At 36.6% G+C, this 20,110-nt stretch carries 17 protein-coding genes; 11 read left to right on the plus strand and 6 right to left on the minus strand.

The features are described from left to right. The first annotated feature begins 2 nt into the window (after positions 1-2). The 7 genes from tamL to A3EE_RS0106245 all read left to right on the plus strand — a co-directional run bounded on the left by tamL (position 3) and on the right by A3EE_RS0106245 (position 7,241). Positions 3-2,300, plus strand: a complete 2,298-nt coding sequence (gene tamL / locus A3EE_RS0106215) for a translocation and assembly module lipoprotein TamL (protein ID WP_018342576.1) — start codon at positions 3-5, stop codon at positions 2,298-2,300. A 186-nt stretch (positions 2,301-2,486) separates the two neighbouring features. Beyond that, a complete protein-coding gene (locus tag A3EE_RS0106220; RefSeq protein WP_018342577.1) occupies positions 2,487-2,888 on the plus strand; it encodes a response regulator in 402 nt (133 codons plus the stop codon). 6 nt (positions 2,889-2,894) lie between these two features. Then, positions 2,895-3,749, plus strand: coding sequence for an STAS domain-containing protein (locus tag A3EE_RS0106225; RefSeq protein WP_018342578.1), 855 nt, complete (start codon positions 2,895-2,897; stop codon positions 3,747-3,749). A 26-nt stretch (positions 3,750-3,775) separates the two neighbouring features. After that, complete coding sequence (locus A3EE_RS0106230; protein WP_026209623.1) at positions 3,776-4,186, plus strand: STAS domain-containing protein; 411 nt, start codon at positions 3,776-3,778, stop codon at positions 4,184-4,186. Continuing rightward, a complete protein-coding gene (locus A3EE_RS0106235) occupies positions 4,158-4,580 on the plus strand; it encodes an anti-sigma regulatory factor (protein ID WP_026209624.1) in 423 nt (140 codons plus the stop codon). Before A3EE_RS0106230 ends, A3EE_RS0106235 begins: the two co-directional genes overlap by 29 nt. Then, positions 4,573-5,583, plus strand: coding sequence for a PP2C family protein-serine/threonine phosphatase (locus A3EE_RS0106240; protein WP_018342581.1), 1,011 nt, complete (start codon positions 4,573-4,575; stop codon positions 5,581-5,583). The genes A3EE_RS0106235 and A3EE_RS0106240 overlap by 8 nt, the downstream gene beginning before the upstream one ends. Next, a complete protein-coding gene (locus A3EE_RS0106245; RefSeq protein WP_018342582.1) occupies positions 5,580-7,241 on the plus strand; it encodes a PAS domain-containing sensor histidine kinase in 1,662 nt (553 codons plus the stop codon). The genes A3EE_RS0106240 and A3EE_RS0106245 overlap by 4 nt, the downstream gene beginning before the upstream one ends. Before the next feature lie 57 nt (positions 7,242-7,298). Here A3EE_RS0106245 and A3EE_RS0106250 read toward each other — a convergent pair whose 3' ends face one another. The 5 genes from A3EE_RS0106250 to A3EE_RS0106270 form a co-directional block, all read right to left on the minus strand. Beyond that, positions 7,299-7,742 (minus strand): hypothetical protein, encoded by a 444-nt coding sequence (locus tag A3EE_RS0106250; RefSeq protein WP_026209625.1) that lies wholly within the window; start codon positions 7,740-7,742, stop codon positions 7,299-7,301. 309 nt (positions 7,743-8,051) lie between these two features. Continuing rightward, the gene (locus tag A3EE_RS0106255) at positions 8,052-12,317 is read right to left on the minus strand and encodes a CHAT domain-containing protein (RefSeq protein WP_018342584.1); all 4,266 of its coding nucleotides are present in this window, start codon (positions 12,315-12,317) and stop codon (positions 8,052-8,054) included. Positions 12,318-12,409: 92 nt separating this feature from the next. Then, entirely contained in the window at positions 12,410-13,516 is a 1,107-nt protein-coding gene (locus A3EE_RS0106260; RefSeq protein WP_018342585.1) for a DegT/DnrJ/EryC1/StrS family aminotransferase, read from the minus strand. 2 nt (positions 13,517-13,518) lie between these two features. After that, the gene (locus tag A3EE_RS0106265) at positions 13,519-14,127 is read right to left on the minus strand and encodes an acetyltransferase (RefSeq protein ID WP_018342586.1); all 609 of its coding nucleotides are present in this window, start codon (positions 14,125-14,127) and stop codon (positions 13,519-13,521) included. Positions 14,128-14,131: 4 nt separating this feature from the next. After that, a complete protein-coding gene (locus tag A3EE_RS0106270) occupies positions 14,132-14,728 on the minus strand; it encodes a sugar transferase (protein WP_018342587.1) in 597 nt (198 codons plus the stop codon). A 61-nt stretch (positions 14,729-14,789) separates the two neighbouring features. Between A3EE_RS0106270 and ispE the strand changes: the two genes are divergently transcribed. From ispE to A3EE_RS0106290, 4 genes are all read left to right on the plus strand, one after another. Beyond that, positions 14,790-15,602, plus strand: a complete 813-nt coding sequence (gene ispE / locus A3EE_RS0106275) for a 4-(cytidine 5'-diphospho)-2-C-methyl-D-erythritol kinase (RefSeq protein ID WP_018342588.1) — start codon at positions 14,790-14,792, stop codon at positions 15,600-15,602. An 83-nt stretch (positions 15,603-15,685) separates the two neighbouring features. After that, entirely contained in the window at positions 15,686-16,072 is a 387-nt protein-coding gene (locus A3EE_RS0106280) for a hypothetical protein (RefSeq protein WP_018342589.1), read from the plus strand. 3 nt (positions 16,073-16,075) lie between these two features. After that, complete coding sequence (locus tag A3EE_RS0106285) at positions 16,076-19,180, plus strand: M4 family metallopeptidase (protein WP_018342590.1); 3,105 nt, start codon at positions 16,076-16,078, stop codon at positions 19,178-19,180. Positions 19,181-19,396: 216 nt separating this feature from the next. Further along, positions 19,397-19,786 (plus strand): hypothetical protein, encoded by a 390-nt coding sequence (locus tag A3EE_RS0106290; RefSeq protein ID WP_018342591.1) that lies wholly within the window; start codon positions 19,397-19,399, stop codon positions 19,784-19,786. A gap of 53 nt (positions 19,787-19,839) precedes the next feature. Here the strand turns inward: A3EE_RS0106290 and A3EE_RS0106295 are convergent. Then, positions 19,840-20,110: transposase (locus A3EE_RS0106295; RefSeq protein WP_026209626.1), on the minus strand; the 271-nt coding region annotated here is incomplete at its 5' end.

The following is a 20,110-nucleotide window of genomic DNA, read 5'->3' on the forward strand; positions in this document are numbered from 1 at the left end:
ACATGAAATTCTTTTATCTATATATTATTTTATTTATCTGTTGTGTATGCTTAAGCTGCAGCTCTACTAAATACGTTCCTGAAGGCGACAGTCTGTATACCGGATCCGACTTCAAGATACAATCCGGCGAATCCAGACGATTCATTAAAGTTTTAAGATCCGATCTGGAAGAACAACTAAAGCCCAAGCCAAACACCTATATTTTAGGTCTTCCTTTAAAATTAAATTTTTACAGCCTTATCGGTAAACCAAAAAAACAAAAAGGATTAAAATATAATCTCAGCACGAAGTTTGGACAAGCTCCGGTTTTATTTTCGTCTGTCAGCACTTCATTCACGCAGAAAGCTTTAGAAGCAACGCTATTCAATAATGGTATGTTTGATGCAGCAGTGAATTATAAAATTCATACCAGTAAGAATGGAAAAAAGACCCATGTTACTTATGAAATAAAAACAGGAACCTTATATAAAATTGATGACTACTCCATACAAATCAAGGATACAGCTATTTTACATCTTTTAACAGCTGATACATACAAAAGCAGCATTAAAAAAGGTAGGAGATATGATCTGGACCGCATACGCAGAGAGCGTGAAAAAATTAATGACCTGTTAAAAAATAATGGGTATTATCATTTCAATGAGGAATATCTTGTTTTTGAAGCAGACACTTCAGGAAGTAAGGCAAGTGTAACTATGCGTTTGAAATTAAAATCTCAAACTACAAAAGAAAGTATCACACGTTACAAAATCGGCGGCGTGTATGTTGCGCTTGATAGCAACTATGTTGCCAAGCACTTTATGCACAAAACCGACACTGCAGAAATTGATCGTGTAACGCTTTATCTGAATGAAGACTTCAAACCTTCTCCAATTGCAGAGTATGTTTATTTAAAAGGCGGTGAATATTATTCCATGGATAAGCAACAACTTACGTTGAGCAGACTGATGGGGATGAATTTATTTAAATATGTAGATATCGATATCGTTGAAAAAGATTCATCGAAACTGGATGTATACATTCACATTCTTCCCTTGCCTAAACGTTCGGTAAGTGTTGAAATAGAAGTTGTCAGCAAATCCAACAACTTTATCGGACCGGGTGTCAACCTGAATTATACAGATCGGAATGCATTTAAAGGCGGAGAAAAATTAAGCTTCGGTTTTCATGGATCCATAGAGACGCAACTTAACGGGCAGTTCAAAGGCCTATACACCTATGAATTGGGTCCGCGGTTAAATCTTACGATCCCACGATTTATTCTTCCCTTTAAAGTAAAAGCGTCAAGTTATTTCACACCCAATACGCTACTTACTTCGAACTATACATTTCTCAAACGGGTAAATTATTTTGAGATGCGCACGTTGCAGTTCTCTTTTGGATACAAATGGAAAGAATCATTAGCCATAGAACATTATTTAAGACCAGTAAATATCAGCTTTTTTAACATCAGTCACATCAGTAATGATTTCAATGCCATTCTCGAAGATAATCCTGCACTGAACAGACGTTACGAAGATCAGTTGATTGCAGGCATCATGTATTCGTATACCTACAATCAGCAGGTGTATCCGAAAAGAAAAAATCAAATTTACTTTAATGGCAATATTGATATTGCGGGCAATACACTTAGTGCAATCAACAAATTGATAGGTTCGCCGGAAAATACGATCGGCACTAAAACCGTTGCCGATATTGCTTATGCACAATATGCAAAGTTTGACATTGACTTACGAAATTATTTAAAGACATCCAGAAAAACAGTCTTTGCAAGTCACATGATACTCGGCTGGGGCATACCGTATGGAAATTCCAGTGCACTTCCTTTTGTGAAAGGTTTTTTCTCGGGAGGTACCAATAGCTTGCGCGCCTTCCCTGTAAACTCGGTAGGTCCAGGAACCTATCGTTTACCTGACAGTTTGCAAAGTTCGTATTTCATACAACAAGGTGGTGATATTAAAATTGAATGGAGCGCGGAATACCGATTTCCTATTATAAGTATTTTTAAAGGCGCTTTTTTTGTTGATGCAGGTAACGTATGGTTGTACAAAAATAATGACTTGATTCCCGGTGCTCAGTTCAAATTAAAAAAAGCTTTTACCGAACTCGCTATTGGTGCAGGATTTGGTTTACGTGTAGATCTGAACTTCTTTGTAATTCGCTTCGACTTAGCTACACCAGTCCGAAAACCGTGGCTTACAGAAGGAGAACGTTGGGTATTGGATGATGTTAAATTAGGCACCAAAGATTGGAGAAAACAAAATCTGATCTTAAACATTGCGATCGGATATCCATTCTAACATCGTTTAGAGTAACACTAAACATGGAAAATATGTAAGACATAGGTATTTTAATGTAAAGCATTCATTATATTTTTTACTGTTTCTATGCGACTATGCATAAAATTCATTTTTTTATTTTTTATACATTATATTATAATTGAATTCAACTTTAGCTATATCAGTATCCTCATATTAAATAATACCATGCATGAAAAAGTAAAAATCCTCCTGATTGATGATGATGAAGACGATAGAGAATTCTTTCAGTTCGCATTAGAAGATGTCGACAAAAACATTCAATACAATGGCGTAGAAAGTGGTTATGATGCGTTTGATTTTTTAAAAGAAAATATACGACCTGATTACATTTTTCTTGATCTCAATATGCCTGGCATGTCGGGACGTGAATGCCTTAGAGAATTAAAAAAGCATTCAGACCTCAGTTGCATTCCTGTTATTATTTTTTCTACCTCCAGTGACCCACACGATAAGGAAGAAACAAAAAAATTAGGTGCTGTAGATTTCATTACCAAACCCTCTAAAACAAGCGACTTAGTAAAGCTGCTGAATAATTTTATATCAAATCATTTATCTATCAAATTATAATATTCAATGAAAAACGAATCGATAAAAATTTTCCAAAAAAAGAAACAAGCTGTTCTGGAAAAATGGATCCATATACAATCTCAGGATCAAATCTTAAATAATGATCTGATTACAAACGAAGACTTACGTATTCAATCGGAAGAGTTATTGTTTGCATTCATTGATAACTTATCAGACTCTAACATTGATAATGCCGAATCGAGAGATTTTGAAAGTGTTGTTGATATCCTTTCTTCGATCTCAATATCACGTGCAAAACAAGGATATTCTCCGCGTGAAACCGGCAACTACATATATAGCTTAAAAGAAGCACTGCTTTCTACACTTAGCGAAGAGATCAAAGATCCTGCAACACTGTATGCACAGAGCATGATAATCAACAAACTGTTAGACAGTTTCAGCACCAGCACTTTTGAAACATTTATCAAAGGTCGTGAAGATGTGATCTTCCGCCAGACAGATGAGATCACCCAGATTTCTACCCCAGTAATACGCTTATGGGACGGCATACTTGCACTACCCATTATCGGCACACTGGACAGCTCACGTACACAGGTAGTAATGGAAAGTCTATTGCAGGAAATTGTTGAAACAGGCAGTAGTATTGCCATCCTTGACATTTCAGGTGTGCCCGCTGTAGATTCACTGGTTGCACAACATTTAATTAAAACAGTAAGTGCTACGAGATTGATGGGCGCAGAATGTATCATCAGTGGCATTCGTCCGGAAATAGCGCAAACAGTAGTACACTTAGGCATTGACCTATCCACGATTATTACAAAGGCTACCTTAGCAAGTGCATTAAAAACTGCCTTTATAATGTTAAATCTGGAAGTAAATAAAAAGCAACGAGTAAAATAATATTATAAAATAAGCTTAACACTAACATGGAAAAAATACCTATTTTAAGAATGGGTCACTTTCTCTTGGTGACAATACAAGTAGATCTATACGATCAATTAGCAGAGAATCTTGAAGCAGACCTTGTAAGTATGGTTAGCAAGACCAATGCAAAAGGTGTACTTATAGATGTTTCCTCTGTGTCCATCATCGATTCTTTCATGGGAAGAATTTTAGGAAACATTGCTACCATGTCCAAAATCATGGATGCAGATACCGTCGTAGTAGGCATGCAGCCAGCTGTTGCCATAACATTGGTTGAATTGGGGCTACCGCTAAAAGGTGTTTACACTGCTTTAAATGTTGAAAGAGGAATGGAATTATTGAGGTCAAAAATCCTTCTTGAAGAAGAAGATCAAGAAGAAGAAAATGACGACGACACCGATAGTACTGAATAGAGACACCATGACGGTGACGCGAGAAACGGATGTTGTTCCCTTTAGAAGCAGAGTAAAAGAACATGCTGTAAAAATCGGCATGAGCTTGTTAAATCAAACTAAATTAATAACCGGTGCCAGTGAACTTGTACGAAACATGCTGAAATATGGAAATGGCGGTATTGTTAAAATTGAAATTGTAAGCAAAGGTCGTGACAGTGGCATTCGTTTAACCTTTGAAGATAAAGGTCCCGGCATACCCAATATTGACAAAGCAATGCAAGATGGATTTACTACAGGGAGAAGTATGGGACTTGGATTGCCGGGCACCAAACGTCTTATGAATGAATTTACTATTAAATCTGAAGTTGGTGTAGGCACTACGGTAACGGTAACTAAATGGAAAAATGGATAACATATTGTTTCAAAGTTATATTGTTGAGGAACGAAGTTATGCATCGTTTATAAAAAGAGAAATACACAACTTAGTACGCCCGCATTTTACAGAACAACGTACCGGCGAAATAGACATTGTTGCATCTGAAATGATTTCCAATCTTATCAAACATGCCACACGCGGCGAAATACTGTACAGGCTGAATATAGAAGAAGATGAACCCATCTTTGATCTAATATGTATAGACAATGGCACAGGAATTAAAGATATTAGTCATTCTATGAAGGATGGAATTTCGAGCAAAAGCACATTAGGTCATGGCATAGGCTCAATCATGCGTCTAAGTAATTTTTCACAGATCTATACACTTCCGGACTGGGGTACAATTCTATATTCCAGATTTAACCGTTCTCTTGAATTTAATCCTACGCGAAAGAATGATACACTGGTTCGTTGTATTAATGTTGCAAAACCCGGAGAGAAAGTATCCGGCGATGGTACTGCAATAAGGCAGGTAGGCAATAAGACGCTTGTATTTCTGGGCGATGGTCTTGGACATGGCGAGTTTGCAAAAGAAGCTGTAGATGCTGCTATTAATACCTTCAATAACAGTAACTCTTCAGAACCTTCAGATATCATCCGTGAAATGCACGTAGCTGTTAAGAAAACACGTGGACTCGTTGGCGCCATTGGTATATTAGATCATGGCAGCAAACAATGGCAAATAAGTGGCGTGGGAAATATTGCTGTACGTCTGCAGCGTGGACTTGAATATAAAAACTATAGCAGCTATAACGGGATCATAGGATTAAATATTCCCGGACGCATAGAAAACAATTGTTATGAAATGGAAAAATTTCAGCAGCTTATTTTGTGCTCAGATGGTATCAAGACTCGTTGGGATATGATCCACTACCCTTCTATTCTAAAATATGATCCGATGCTTTTAGCCGCAGCAATCTATAAAGACCATGCGCGCCGTACGGATGATATGACAATATTAATTGCAAAAGTTTTATGAACGAAATTGTTAAGATCAATCTGGAAAACGAAATGGACCTGATCCTTTCACACAAACGCAGTATGAAACTTGCGGAATTGTGCGGATTATCTGTGCTCACTCAGACTTCTTTTGCTACAGCTGTCTCGGAGATCTCACGTTGTCTTATCGGTGATGAATTCAATCGTTCCAGCCTTACACTTTTAATCAATACACTTCAAAATAATCGTAAAGAACTTATTGCTGTCTTAACAACGAATGACATCTTTGAAAAAAAACATACTGAAGCAATAAAATACGCTCAACGTCTAACCGACAATCTTAAAATCAATAAACAAAAAGATGTAACAGAAGTTATTCTAACACAAAAGATCAACTTCAGCGGCCTTATCAATGATACCCGTATACAAGCTTTTATCAATTATTTTAAAAAAGAACTTCCGCTCTCGCCTTACGATGAGATTCGAAAAAAAAATATTCAACTGCTTGAGATTTCTGAAAAACTGAAAGATAGTGAGACGCAATATAAAATGCTCACTGGAACGCTTCCGCTAATGATGTTTACAGCAAATGGTGGTGGCTACCTTACCTATGGAAATAAATGGCTCAAAGATTATTTTGGATTTCTGGAAATACAATCCGGAAAAATAGAATGGACAAGTTTAGTGCAGCTTAGCGAAACAAAATCAATACGCGACGAATGGGAAAAAGCTCAAACTAATCAATCACCTTTTCGTGCACAGGCAAAATTAAAAGCAAAGGGCAACGATTCTGCTCTGTGGCATTTAATATCATTAGTGCCTGTAAAAAATGAATTGAATCAAATTACAAGCTGGACAGGTTTTTTTGTAGACATACATGCACAAAAAGTTGTAGAAGAAACACTAAAGAACAATGTTGAATTAAAGACGATTCAAAAGAAACTTTTAAACTATCAAGGGCAACTTGAGGAAAAAGTCAATGAATTAAATAAATCGAATCACGATCTGGAACAATTTGCATATATAGCCAGTCATGACTTACAGGAACCTTTACGAAAAATACAAAGCTTTACAGAATTGCTTGAATTAAATTTTACAGATAAAGAACGTTCGAAAAAATATCTTGAAAAAATAGACTACGCGTCTTCCCGCATGAGTTCATTGATCAAAGATGTATTAAACTATTCCCGTTTATCTCAAAGTGGAAATAGTTTTGGTGAAACTGATCTGCAGAAAATTCTTGAGCATGTTAAAAGTGATGTTGAATTAATTGTTGAGAAGAAAGAAGCAAGCATTAAATCAGATAAGTTGCCTGTAATAAATGGTATTAATCAACAACTTTATCAATTATTTTACAATCTTATAAATAATGCTCTTAAATTCAGTACTGAAAAACCAGTGCTTAAAATTTCATGTAGACAAGTCCCCAAAGATGAGATAGTCCTATACAACGATCTATCACCCGAAAATAATTACATTGAACTTATTTTCAAAGACAATGGCATTGGGTTTGAACAAAAACATGCAAAACAAATCTTCACGATTTTCAAACGTCTTAATTCAAAAGAAAAATACGAAGGTACTGGAATAGGTTTGGCGCTTTGCAAAAAAATTATCGACAATCATCATGGCTCAATAAGCGTCACAAGTGAACTGGGTATTGGCACTAGTTTCAATGTTATTTTACCGGTGGAATAAGACACCACAATAATCCCATTGTGCGACCGTTATTATTCGAGGCATATCTATAAATCACTATATCCATCTACGATACGCCTTCGGAATATACATTCTAAAGTGCAATTCTTTAATATCTACAATCTCTCTCCTTTTAACTTTTGCTTTTAGTGTTATAAATACATAGCTGACTGTGTCGTCATAAAACGAATTGATATGACGGATGTATGGAGAGATTGTATCTTTGAAGATGGAATCTAATTTATGCTGACAGGATACATCCTTAATTACATATCCTTTATCGCGAAGTTCTGAATAATCATTTTTAACTTTCAATAATTTAACTATACCTACTTCCTTATCCTTTATCCAATAAAGCTTCGTAGAATCTGCACGGTTGTTTATCCAGCCATCTTCTGATTTTACATGATACTTATATTCGGTGATGCAAGCGATTGTTCTGTAGCTCAACGAACAACCTGTACAAAAAATAATAAATAACAACGATGTTGTATACTGCACACTATTTCACACTTAGTTCACATCTATTTTACCTAACCACTGCTCAACTCGCTGTTGTGCCTTTTCTGGCCAACAGCCCACTACTACCATCATAATAACTACCATTTATTAAACATCACACGGCACTGGGTTGTTGGCCGATGGCGCAACAACGGGTTGATTTGTGGCATCGATACAAAGCATATATTAACAGCAGTAAGTACTAACCTCCAAGAAACAACATCCAATTATCCCTTTAATCCAATAAAACCTAATAAAAAAAGAGACGCAATAAATTGCGTCTCTACGAATGACGATCTCATTCAATTATTAATCCAAACCTACCAATACAAAGGCACCCCAATAGATCGGATTTTTATATTTTTCAAGGATGTATATTTTAGCATCGTATAATGCTTTACGTTTATTACCTGTTGCCAGCCAATTTGTATAGAATGCATTCAACAGATCTGCTGTAACCTCATCGGATACTTTAAACAAACTCATGATCAGGTTATTCGAACCTGCAACAATAAATGCTCTTTGCAAACCGTATACACCTTCGCCCAGCTGCACATCCCCAAGACCTGTTTCACAGGCGCTCAACAATACTAACTCTGTATTATCAAAGTCAAGGTTCATTGCTTCATAGGCTGTAAGCAAACCGTCTTCACTGTTAAAATCAACATTGCTTGGATCATTCATCAGCTTACCACCATTTACTAACAATAAACCCGAACGGTACAATGGATTTTGTGATGCTTCGTTTTCCAACTCCGAATCAAAACCTGATTGCTGTACATCCGGCATGAAATAACCGTGTGTTGCAATGTGGAAGAAACGTGGACTTTTCAATGACTTCACTTTTTCTTCCGTCGCAGCATCGCCAATGTATAGATCGGAATTAATATTTTTCGACTTCAACATCGCATAAATATCTTTCACTTCTGTTTCAGCACCCGGCAACTGAGGAATTGATTTATCATAATCATCTGAAAGCGAATCCGGATAATACGTTGGATTCCCTATAATGGCAATGTTCGAAACCTTATCTTTAGGAGTTCCTGCTGCTACAGCAGATTTTTGTTGCTTGTCATACAGATCTGCCAATACATCTTTCGTATTCGCTACCTGTACAAACTGTGTTTTCTGCAACTGATATTTACCATCCGGTCCTTTCAGTGTTTCAAGATTTATTTGATTGTATACGCCTTCAGGAGAAATATACAAACGTGTTTTAGATGCAGGGATAAGATCCTGTACTTTTTTCCAATAGATATCGTATGAGAATTTATCTTCAACGCTAAATTTCATGGAATTGCGATAGTACTTAATATACCTGCTTTCCATCTCTTTACCATTTGTCATGGCAACCATCTCCGGATAATTTTTTGTTTCTTTATGCAGCACTAAAACCGCATAAACAATGGTATCTGTGAATTTCGTATTGAAGTTTCTGAAACGCACCATCTCAATTGCCGCCTCATTCGGTGCAAGGTTTGTTTTCAATTGTTTCCAGTCATATACAAGTTTGCTTTCGTAACTCTTCGCAAACAATTCTGAAGATTCAGACAAGTACTTTTCCAGCGATTCAATTTCCTTTTGCAATTCTATTTTATTGATTCCATTTTCCTGAATCTGCGCATTGCTCATGGATAACACTGAAGAATAATATTCTTTTTTAGCAAGCCAATTTTGATACGCATCAATCATCGCTTGATTTCCGCTGTTCAAAATACGCTGACGAACTTTAATAGAAGAGTTCAACATCAATGCTTTTGTAGCCATTGTCATATCATACACATTCCCCATTAACTCAGGGCGCTCTGTACGCAATTGATATGCCATAGAATAATAAAACTCAAAATCGGTTTTAATAACGTTCCATGCTTTCATTTTTTCACGTTCACTCAAAGCAGGAAACTGAACCTGAATGAATTTCAAATACCCTTTGATCGCTTCATCATACGACTTTACAGCATTTGTGTAATCTTTCAGAATGAAATACATTTGTCCGCTTTTACAAAGTGCTTTTGTATAATCCGGATGGTTTTCACTGAAAGAAGATGCGTAGATATCTTTTGATTTGATGAAAGACATGTTTGCATCGATGTACTTTCCTTTTCTGTAATAGATCAATCCTTTCAGATAATTATAATCGGCTGCGTGTCTGTCTGCTGTTCCGAATTTTACAACCCAGATTTTATTTGCTGCTTCAAGATTTTTATCTGCAAGGTCTTCTTTACCTGTCTCCAGATAGAACAAAGAAATATTTTTTAATACCTCTGCATAAATAGGTGTATTCTCATTCAATTCTGTTTTAATAGTTGTTAATGCAGAAATAAATAATTGTTCAACTTCCGCATTATCGCCTTTGTTGTAATATTTGATCAATGCCAGATCATTTTTAGCCAAGGCTACCTGAACGTGATTTTCACCATACAGCTTTTTGTAAATATTGATCACATTCACAACAGAAGATTGCGCGGTATTGTAATCGCCGATTGCCGCGTGGATATCTGCATACAATTTTAAGGATTCAGCATAGCGAATAGAATTTGTACCAAATGTGCTGCTGCATATAATGATTGAACGGTTCGCATACTTTTCAGCTTTAGTATAATCTCCTTTTATGTAATACAAAAAGCCAAGCTGATTTAACGGATTTATCAAACCTCTATTATCCGGCCCAAAACGTTTTTCTCTTAATGAGATCGATTTCAATAAACTTTCTTCGGTCTCTTGATATCTACCGATGTGAATGTATAGAATTGCTAACTCTTCAATAGAAGATGATAATTTTGAAGACTTCAATGTACGCTTAGAAAGCTTATACGCTTTCTTTAAATTTCTCTCTGCATCATCGTACAAGCCTTCAATAATAAAGAGTCTGGCTTGTGTTTGAAGCGCAGCTGCATATTCTAAATCATCATTTGTTCCGGCTTTGGCTTTAAACAATGCCAGAGACTCTCCTAATTTCAAATCTGCATCTCCATATTTACCTTTATAAATATCAATATTGGCTTGTGTTTGCAGTGCCGTACCATATTGCACACTCATTCTACCATAACGTTTCTCTACAATAGCTGTAGCTTCCAAAGCGGTTTTCTGTGCTTCATCAAAACGATCGGTCAATTCAAACAATTTAACTTCCTGATACAGGTACGTAATATATTTAACGTGCTGATGATCGATCTCTTTACTTACAATCTGATTTAAACTGTATCTATACGCATCTTCAGCCTCTTTAAATTTATCGGTGTAGGTTACATAATACGTAGCACGATCTAATAATTGCATGTGATAATTTGGTGAAGCATCTCCAAGCAATTGTAATTTAATTTTAGTTGCCTCTTCGATCGCTGCTTCCGCTTCATCGTATTGATCCAATTCAATATATGCATCTGCCAGATATTCCAGATAAATAGCACGATCCAGATGCACCAACGGAATCATGCCCGGTTTATTCAATACCTTATTAATATTTTTAACAGCATCCGACCAGTTATCCGTAAGCAAATCCTGTTGAATGTCAAGGAATAACACTTTGCTGTAATAGTAGTTATCATTGCCATAGTATCTCTTTACACGCACGTCAAACATCTCAGCCTTTGTTCTGAAATCACTGCTTTGACTTGTAACTTTATAGGTAGGAATCAAATACTCAAAAATCAAGATTGCTTCACGACTGTAATTTTGATAACGTCCATACTTCGTTTTCAATAACGTCTCATAAGCGTTATCGTATAGTTTGTTTGCTTCTTTGACATTACCCAATATCTCAGCCAAGCGACCTTTGTAAAACAGATTCTCTACATAACACAAATCTTTTGTTCCAACATTTTTTTTGATCCAGTTACTTGACATGTTCAAAATAGAATCTGTTGAAACATAATTTCCATTATCCAGATACATTTCAGCCTGCATATTCAACATGCGTGCATAATGTCTTTTACGTCGCACTAACTCTGTCGTGCCGAGCTTAACCAATTTGGGTTTACCGGTTTTAGGATCTGTGCGTAGTTCGCTTTTTACGATATTTCTTTTTCCGTATGCGATAATTTCCGTCAACCATTTTTGAGCTTTAATATAAAAGCCTTGACGATATAATGAGATAACAGAACTTTTCTTTAAGCTATAATACAAGTTGGAATCTTTCAATGCCCCCTTCTCAATAATTCCATATGCTTCATTTAAATATTTTGAAGCATTCACATAGTCTCCATAAGACAAATAGGTTTCAATGGCATAGTTGATCGATTTTGCATATTGATATACATCGTCCTTCCCGGATTTTTGCAATTCACGATCTCCTTTAAACATGTATTCTTCGTAGAGGGTAAAATTACCATCCAGTTCAGCACCTTTTGCATTTAAAAAATAGGCACGGGCCAACACAAGTGTATTCGGACTTTTAGAGCTTTGAATTGTATTTATTAAAATACCTGTTGATCGTATTCCCAATTTATAATCGCCTTTTTCATAATAGGCTTCTATTTTCTGGAAAGATGCTTCGTATGGATCATCAGCTGCATTTGAAAAAAACACACTTGATGCACAAATAAATACTAGAATTACTTTTAAAAAAGATCTCATTTCGGGGAAGTTAATTATAGTGTGTAAGTTCTACAAAAAGCAATAAACGGGCAAATATCGTACAGAATAAATACCCCAACAAATTGCACAAATTAAAGACTGCGCTTAATTATATCGGCAATGTGAATAATATCTTCTTCATTTAATTGCGTACCGGAAGGCAGACATAAGCCCGTACGATATATTGAATCCGCAATTCCATTGGAATAAAAAATTTCTTTTTCAAAGACGGGCTGTGCATTCATGGGATTCCACAATCTCCTGCTCTCGATCTGATGCTCTTCAAGTTTTTGCTGAACGGCTTCAGGCTTAACTTGGTCAGGTAATAAAATACATGTCAGCCAGGCATTATCAATGCCTTCAACAACATACTTAACCGTTGCAAAACCTTTTAAATGTAACGCGTACCAATCCCGGATCTTTTTTTTCTTAGCAATCTTCTGATCCAGTTGCTCTGTCTGAGCAAGAGCAATCGCAGCATTCACATTGCACATCCTATAATTATATCCTATTTCCTTATGCTCATAATAAGGCTTATCTTCTTTTGCCTGATTTGACAATCGAAGCATGTGTTCATACAACATTTGATCATTTGTAAGTACAGCACCCCCATTGCCTCCGGTAACAAGTTTATTTCCATTGAATGAAAGGATTCCGATCTCTGAAAAAGTACCGGTATGTTTTGCATGATAGCTTGTACCTAAAGACTCTGCAGCATCTTCAATCACCGAAAGGTTGTATTTTCCTGCTACAGCTAAAATTGCATCGATCTTCGCTGCGAAGCCATAGATATGAGCAAGAATGATTGCTTTCGGTTTTTTATGTTGTTGAATGGAATCAATGATTGCCTGCTCTAACAAAACAGGATCCATATTCCAGGTGTCGGCTTCACAATCAATAAAAATAGGTGTAGCCTTTTGATAGAGTATTGGAAAAACAGTAGCGGCAAACGTAAAGGTCGGACAAAAAACAATATCACCTTGAGCCACATTCAATGCGAGTAATGCCAGATGAATGGCTGAAGTGCCCGAATTTACAGGCAATACATACTCAGCACCGGTGGCTTTTTTTAATTGGAACACCAACGCATCTAACTGAGGCCCCACAGGAGCAACCCAATTAGATGCGAGGGCTTCCTGTACATATTTAAGTTCATTGCCCGACAGATCAGGTGGAGACAGATACACCCGTTTCTGCATGATTATGATTTACGTATAAGAGTACGAATAATTTTACCCGGTACACCAACTACCATAGAATAGTCAGGGATATCCTGAATGATAACAGCACCTGCACCAATCACACACCACTTACCGATATTTTTTCCTGGAATCACAGTAGAGCCCGCACCTATGTGCGTTCCTTCACCAATGGTAACGTCTGCACATAACGTTACATTCGATGACAGGTGAACAAAATCACCTAATTCACAATCGTGTTCTACAATAGAATTTGTATTTAAGATACAGTGTTTACCAACAAACGAACCTGCGTTTATGACAGAGCCCGGCATAGCAACTGTACCTTCGCCAATACTCGATGTTGGAGAAACGATAGATGCTTTATGAATGCCTTTACCAAAGGGATGTTTTACTTTAGAAACAATTTTCTTACGGACAAGATTATCACCAATGCTTATGATCAACTCTTCTGTAGGCTTATGCTCCGGATCATAATAACCAACAACAGGCACCCCATCCAACATGATCAAGTCCGGATTGTCATCAAAAATTTCGTTAACCACACCACCTGATGATACTACACAATCCTTTACTACTCTAGCATGTCCGCTAGCTCCATATAACAACATACGATTAATTATTAAAAGGTTTCATTGTTTCGTTTTCAGAAGCATTCACTTCCGAGAATTTGATTAGTTGAAAAAACGTCTTCACTAAAATAAGCATATCCATTTTAAATGATACGTTTTTTACATAAAATATATCGAATTGAAAACGTTGTTCCCACGTTGTTTGATTCCGTCCATTCACTTGTGCCCAGCCTGTAATTCCTGGCTTCGCATCAAAACGATTCCGTTGTTCAGGCGTATACAAGGCATTGTAATCAATAAGAAGCGGTCTTGGACCGATCAGACTCATTGTTCCTGTTATAACGAGAAATAGTTGAGGAAGTTCATCCAAAGAAGTATTTCTAAGTATTCTTCCGAAGCGCGTCATTCGATCCATATCGGAAACCCATATGGTTGGCATATCTTTCATCGTTTGAAACTTTATAAACCTGAACGATTTCATCTTTAAGCCGGATCGTTCCTGTACAAAGAACACATTTTGATAAGTGCAGAAATTTATAACTGAAATCAGGAGGAATATTGGAGAAAATACAATTATTGCTGTTACTGCAATAAATTTATCTAAAAAAAACTTGCCGTATTGTGTATAAAACATTCCCATAAAATATGTCACAATATAGATACTTTAGTGCTAATTTTGAAGGTATTCTTAAGAGATTCAAATGATTTCATTTCCTAATGCCAAAATCAACCTTGGTTTGTATGTTTTATCAAAACGAGATGACGGATATCATTCTATTGAAACATGCTTTTACCCCGTGCCATGGTGCGATGTATTAGAAATTATTCCTTCAGAAACATTGAGCTTCTCAAGTTCAGGAAATACAATACCGGGTACAGAAGAAAGCAATCTATGTTTAAAAACATTTGCCTCTTTAAAAGCTTCGCACAACATCCCATCTGTTCATATACATCTTCATAAGAACATACCTATTGGCGCAGGATTGGGAGGAGGTTCATCAGATGCTGCCTTCACATGCAAATCATTAAACACACTCTTTCATTTAAATTTAAATCAAGAGCAACAGGAAAATGTTGTTCGTCCCTTAGGAAGCGATTGTGCATTTTTCATACAGAACAGAGCTGTGATCGCACATGAAAAAGGCGATGTATTCTCTGATCAGAATTGTGTTGACCTATCCGGCTATTGGATCTATTTAATTCATCCAAGCATTCATGTTTCAACCAAAGACGCCTACAATGGAATACAGCCCAAAGCAAACAGAAAACCCATTTACAGCATTTTACAACAACCGATAGAAACCTGGAAAAACGAACTTGTGAACGATTTTGAAACAAGCGTTTTTAAGCAATTTCCTGATATTGAAAAAGTGAAAAATAAATTATACTCAACTGGTGCAATCTATGCAGCAATGAGTGGCTCGGGCTCAACTGTATTTGGCTTATTCAAAGAAGAACCTGCCACTCTTTCTTTTGAGCATCTGCAAATATCTCAGCTACTTGTAAAGCTTTAAGAGCAAATACAATAGATAGTAAATTAATAATACCATTTATGTATAAACTTATAATTTTCTCAGTATTTTTAATTGCGCTTCATATGCCGGGTTTATGTCAAACCCTGCATAAAGACAGTATTAAAACGGATTATATTGAATTTGGCAGCGGAGGTGGATTTAGCGGAGCATCTAAAAATTATCTACTCACTCCATCCGGTGATCTATATACGTTTAAGAATATGTTAACCGATGCGAATACCCTTACGTATATAAAGAAGGTTAAAAAGTGCACAGCAAAAAAAATATTCAGTTATGCAAACAAGAAGCAGATTATTGAACGGTACTCCTATAACGAACCGGGAAATATGTATCAGTATATAACTCTGTCTGTCAAAAATAAAAAGAAGAATTTCGTTTGGGGAAGTAGCACCTCTACTCCTCCTGCAGTTATACAAACCCTATCATCCAAGCTAAATAACCTTTTATAACGTATGAGATATTTATGTATCGCTTTTTTTGCGACCCTTCAATTCAGTATTTCAGTAACCGCTCAAACAAGTTTTGATGAAAAAGAACGACCTGCAAATCCCGGTGCAAAACCCACCTTTTCCAGTCGTGTTATAAAAGGCGATGTAAACAAGGAATCATCTATCTTACAGAGCGGAACAAGCTTAATGTCGACACCTCTAGCTAAAACAGCTGCTTCACCTCAATCCATTCAGCAAAAACAAAGTTCGTATACGATCCGCTCATCAAGCACAGGTCTACCGATTTTCATTTGTAAAAAATCTGCTGCCTCTGTCCAATTGCGTGCATCGAATGGTAGTTTAATACAACAGACCGTTTTAAACTATTTAACTGAACTCAGTTCAATTCTTGAACTGACAGATGCAGCACAACAATTTACGATTTTCAAAATTGAAACAGATCCGCTAGGCGGACAGATCATCCGATTACAACAAAACTACAATGGTATTCCTATCGATGGCTGCGAAAGTATTGTTCACATCAATGCTTTCGGACAGGCAACATCATGGAATGGATCATATATTAAACCAAGTCTTGTTTCAAAAACAACTTTCACAACTGCATCAACTGTTGCGGTACAAAATGCTTTAACAGATTTACAAAAAGAACATCACATTATTGAAATGTCTGCTGAAGAGAAAGCGTTTTTAGATTATTCATCTCCCAAAGTAAAGACCGTATTTTACATTGATCAAAAACTTACCACTACCTGTATACCGGCATACATCATAGAAGTGAGACCAAACTTTGTTGATTGGTGGGAATATGTAATTGATGCAAACACAGGAAATGTTATTTCCGCACATTCAAAAACATGTCATGCAGATGGCGCAAAAACTTCCACAGGTAATGATTTAAATGGTGTTTCACAAACGATCAATACGTATCAAAAGGCATTGCTATACTATACCGTTGATGCCAGTCGTGCCATGTATAAATCCGGGCAATCAAGTATGCCGGATAATCCTGTCGGAGCCATACAAACACTGGATATGAATAACACCTGGGGAAATTCAGCTAGCTTCAGATCTATATCCTCTCCCTCTAACACTTTTAGTGCAAAAGCAATTTCTGCACATAACATTGCAGGAAAATCCTATGAGTATTACCTGCAGGTTCATGGCAGAAATTCTATTGATGGCAAGGGAGGTACCGTCATTTCATTTATAAACGTAGCAGATCCAGACGATGGAACTGCGATGGACAATGCATTCTGGAATGGGAAAGCAATGTATTACGGCAATGGTAATGACCATTTCAAACCGCTGGCAGGTGGGTTAGATGTAGGCGGACACGAGTTAACACATGGTGTGGTTCAAAATTCTGCAAACTTAAGTTATCAGGGAGAGTCCGGTGCGATCAATGAATCCATGGCAGACATCTTTGGTTGCAGTATAGATCCGGATGATTGGCAGATCGGTGAAGATGTTGTTTTGCTAAGTAAATACCCTTCGGGTGCATTGCGCGATTTATCGGATCCGCACAACGGAGGTACAGATATTGATTCACCAGGCTGGCAGCCAAAATTTGTTTCAGAAAAATATACCGGATCATTGGATAACGGTGGTGTCCACATCAACAGCGGGATTCCTAACTATGCCTATTACTTACTGGCAACCGCAACAAGCAGAAGTGAAGCAGAAAAAATATTCTACAGAGCATTAACCGTGTATCTGACACGTTCATCTCAATTCATTGATCTGCGCATTGCCTGTATCTCTGCTGCTACCGACCTCTATAATGCTTCATCCAGTGAAGTAACTGCTGTACAAAATGCATTTGATCAGGTAGGTATTACGACCACAAGCGGCACGCCTACTGTAATTGTAACAGATGACTATCCGGTCAACCCGGGGACTGAATATTTATTGGCATATAATTTAAATACCTCCAGTACTAAAAAATTATACCGTATTAATACATCTGCCAATACACAGATTACCATAAATACAACGAGTGCAACTTCTAAACCAAGCGTTACGGATGATGGAAATACTGCTTATTTCATCAACAGTTCTCATCAGATCAAAGGCTTGTTCTTAACACCGAACAGTACACAGGAACGCATCATTGAAAGTCAGCAGATCTGGAACAGTTTAGCAATCAGCAACGATGGTAACCGGATGGCTGCAACAACGATTGACAACGATACAGCTATCTATGTTTATGATTTTAATACAAATAGATGGTCTACCTTTATCTTGTACAGTCCTACGTTTTCTTCGGGTATAAAATCCGGCGGGCCGATCTATGCTGATGCGATGGAATGGGATCACACCGGACAATATCTGGTTTACGATTGCTACAATGAATTTGAAAATACTTCGGGCGACAACATCAGCTTCTGGGATATTAATTTTATTGATGTGTGGGACAACAGCACAAATGATTTTGCTGATGGCACCATTACAAAATTATTCCCTTCACTGGAAGAAGGTATAAGTGTGGGTAATCCCACGTTCGCCAAAAACTCATCGCATATTATTGCATTCGATTACATTGATGAAATTGCAGGTGCTTCATATGTGAAGGGGTGTAATACAGAACGCAATGAAGTGAACACCATTACACAAACCAATGTACTGGGTTACCCAAGCTATAACCGACTTGACAACAAGGTAGCTTATGTATTCAATACCGGAACAACGGACGTAAACAAATCCATCTGGCTGGTAGATCTGGCAGTAGATAAAATATCTGCTTTGTCCAGTGGAGACGATGTAGGTTATGTAGCCAAATCCAAATGGCCAATCTTCTACGCGAATGGTTTACGTACAATTCCTACTTCTACAAAAGCACCACAACAGAACGCTCAGGTATTAAACGTATATCCGAATCCAGGTAACGGGCAGAATGTTCATTTGCAATTAAAATCAGATGCTGCTGTAACGGCAGAGATAAAGATCACCAGCACAACCGGACAGATCATCTATACTACAAAAGCTGATCTGAATGCGGGTGAAAACGATGTACCGCTTTCAATACCTGTAAATGTGAGCTCTGGCTATTATATCATTCTGGTTGAATCCGGCAATAGCAGATGGTTGAGCAGATTTATTAAGATATAGGTTTTATTAGGGGTTTTTATTCGTAGAGTTAGCGAAGCGCTCTACGAATCAGTAATGAATAAGAGTCTTTGACTCGCTCGTAATTTTCAATTCATAAAAAACGAGTCAAAGACTCTCTTCTATTAAAGATTCGTAGAGGAGGTTAACACTCATTCATTTAATATAGATTATCCTGATTTTCTTGTTAAAATATACGAAAATTAAGTACATTCTGAAATGAAAAATGTAATTCCTTTAATTGTCAATATAATTTTGTTATTCTATTATGTAGATGAATATTATTATAATAAAAATCTAGTAAATCAATTTCATTTAAATGACTACATAAATTTATTTGTTTGGTTTATTGTAACAATTTTATCTTTAATTTATTGGGTATGGAGTGGAATTACTTATAATGAGGATGATAAATATATTTTATTTACAAGCATTATTTATTTTTCAGTTATTTATGTTAATGATCCAGCATTATTCCCTTCTTCAACAATTGGATCTGAAAGAGCAGTCATATTGAGCATATTTCTATTATTAAGTTACATCGGAATTTGGATTTTTTTGATTGTTAAATTGCATACATCTTCCCAAGATGATGTTATCAATTCATAAATAAATTCGCGCCGTGGTTAGTAATTACACATCTCGCCGTGGATTTCTATGGTTTATGCAAGTGCATTGGTATAAATATATTCATATTTTCTATTATCTCTAACGCATGCAAATACACGATGTATTAATTTATTTCGAATAGCGTTTATAACATTCATTTTTGCTTTCCCTTGTTTTATTTTACGATCGTAGAATTCTGTAATTTCTTTATTTGATTGAATAGCAACCAGTGCTGCCATGTGTAATATTGATTTGATACGCATATTTGCTTTTCTTGATACATGTGTTCGTTTTCTTACGCTTGTTCCTGAACTATGTTCAAAT

Source organism: Cytophaga aurantiaca DSM 3654 (genome assembly GCF_000379725.1).
In the GTDB taxonomy this organism is placed as follows: domain Bacteria; phylum Bacteroidota; class Bacteroidia; order Cytophagales; family Cytophagaceae; genus Cytophaga; species Cytophaga aurantiaca.

What these genes read in the sequence shown, in the direction of transcription:
- tamL (WP_018342576.1), top strand. Translation starts at nt 3, where the DNA reads ATGAAATTCTTTTATCTATATATTATTTTATTTATCTGTTGTGTATGC.
- A3EE_RS0106220 (WP_018342577.1), top strand. Translation starts at nt 2,487, where the DNA reads ATGCATGAAAAAGTAAAAATCCTCCTGATTGATGATGATGAAGACGAT.
- A3EE_RS0106225 (WP_018342578.1), top strand. Translation starts at nt 2,895, where the DNA reads ATGAAAAACGAATCGATAAAAATTTTCCAAAAAAAGAAACAAGCTGTT.
- A3EE_RS0106230 (WP_026209623.1), top strand. Translation starts at nt 3,776, where the DNA reads ATGGAAAAAATACCTATTTTAAGAATGGGTCACTTTCTCTTGGTGACA.
- A3EE_RS0106235 (WP_026209624.1), top strand. Translation starts at nt 4,158, where the DNA reads ATGACGACGACACCGATAGTACTGAATAGAGACACCATGACGGTGACG.
- A3EE_RS0106240 (WP_018342581.1), top strand. Translation starts at nt 4,573, where the DNA reads ATGGATAACATATTGTTTCAAAGTTATATTGTTGAGGAACGAAGTTAT.
- A3EE_RS0106245 (WP_018342582.1), top strand. Translation starts at nt 5,580, where the DNA reads ATGAACGAAATTGTTAAGATCAATCTGGAAAACGAAATGGACCTGATC.
- A3EE_RS0106255 (WP_018342584.1), bottom strand. Translation starts at nt 12,317, where the DNA reads ATGAGATCTTTTTTAAAAGTAATTCTAGTATTTATTTGTGCATCAAGT.
- A3EE_RS0106260 (WP_018342585.1), bottom strand. Translation starts at nt 13,516, where the DNA reads ATGCAGAAACGGGTGTATCTGTCTCCACCTGATCTGTCGGGCAATGAA.
- A3EE_RS0106265 (WP_018342586.1), bottom strand. Translation starts at nt 14,127, where the DNA reads ATGTTGTTATATGGAGCTAGCGGACATGCTAGAGTAGTAAAGGATTGT.
- A3EE_RS0106270 (WP_018342587.1), bottom strand. Translation starts at nt 14,728, where the DNA reads ATGGGAATGTTTTATACACAATACGGCAAGTTTTTTTTAGATAAATTT.
- ispE (WP_018342588.1), top strand. Translation starts at nt 14,790, where the DNA reads ATGATTTCATTTCCTAATGCCAAAATCAACCTTGGTTTGTATGTTTTA.
- A3EE_RS0106280 (WP_018342589.1), top strand. Translation starts at nt 15,686, where the DNA reads ATGCCGGGTTTATGTCAAACCCTGCATAAAGACAGTATTAAAACGGAT.
- A3EE_RS0106285 (WP_018342590.1), top strand. Translation starts at nt 16,076, where the DNA reads ATGAGATATTTATGTATCGCTTTTTTTGCGACCCTTCAATTCAGTATT.
- A3EE_RS0106290 (WP_018342591.1), top strand. Translation starts at nt 19,397, where the DNA reads ATGAAAAATGTAATTCCTTTAATTGTCAATATAATTTTGTTATTCTAT.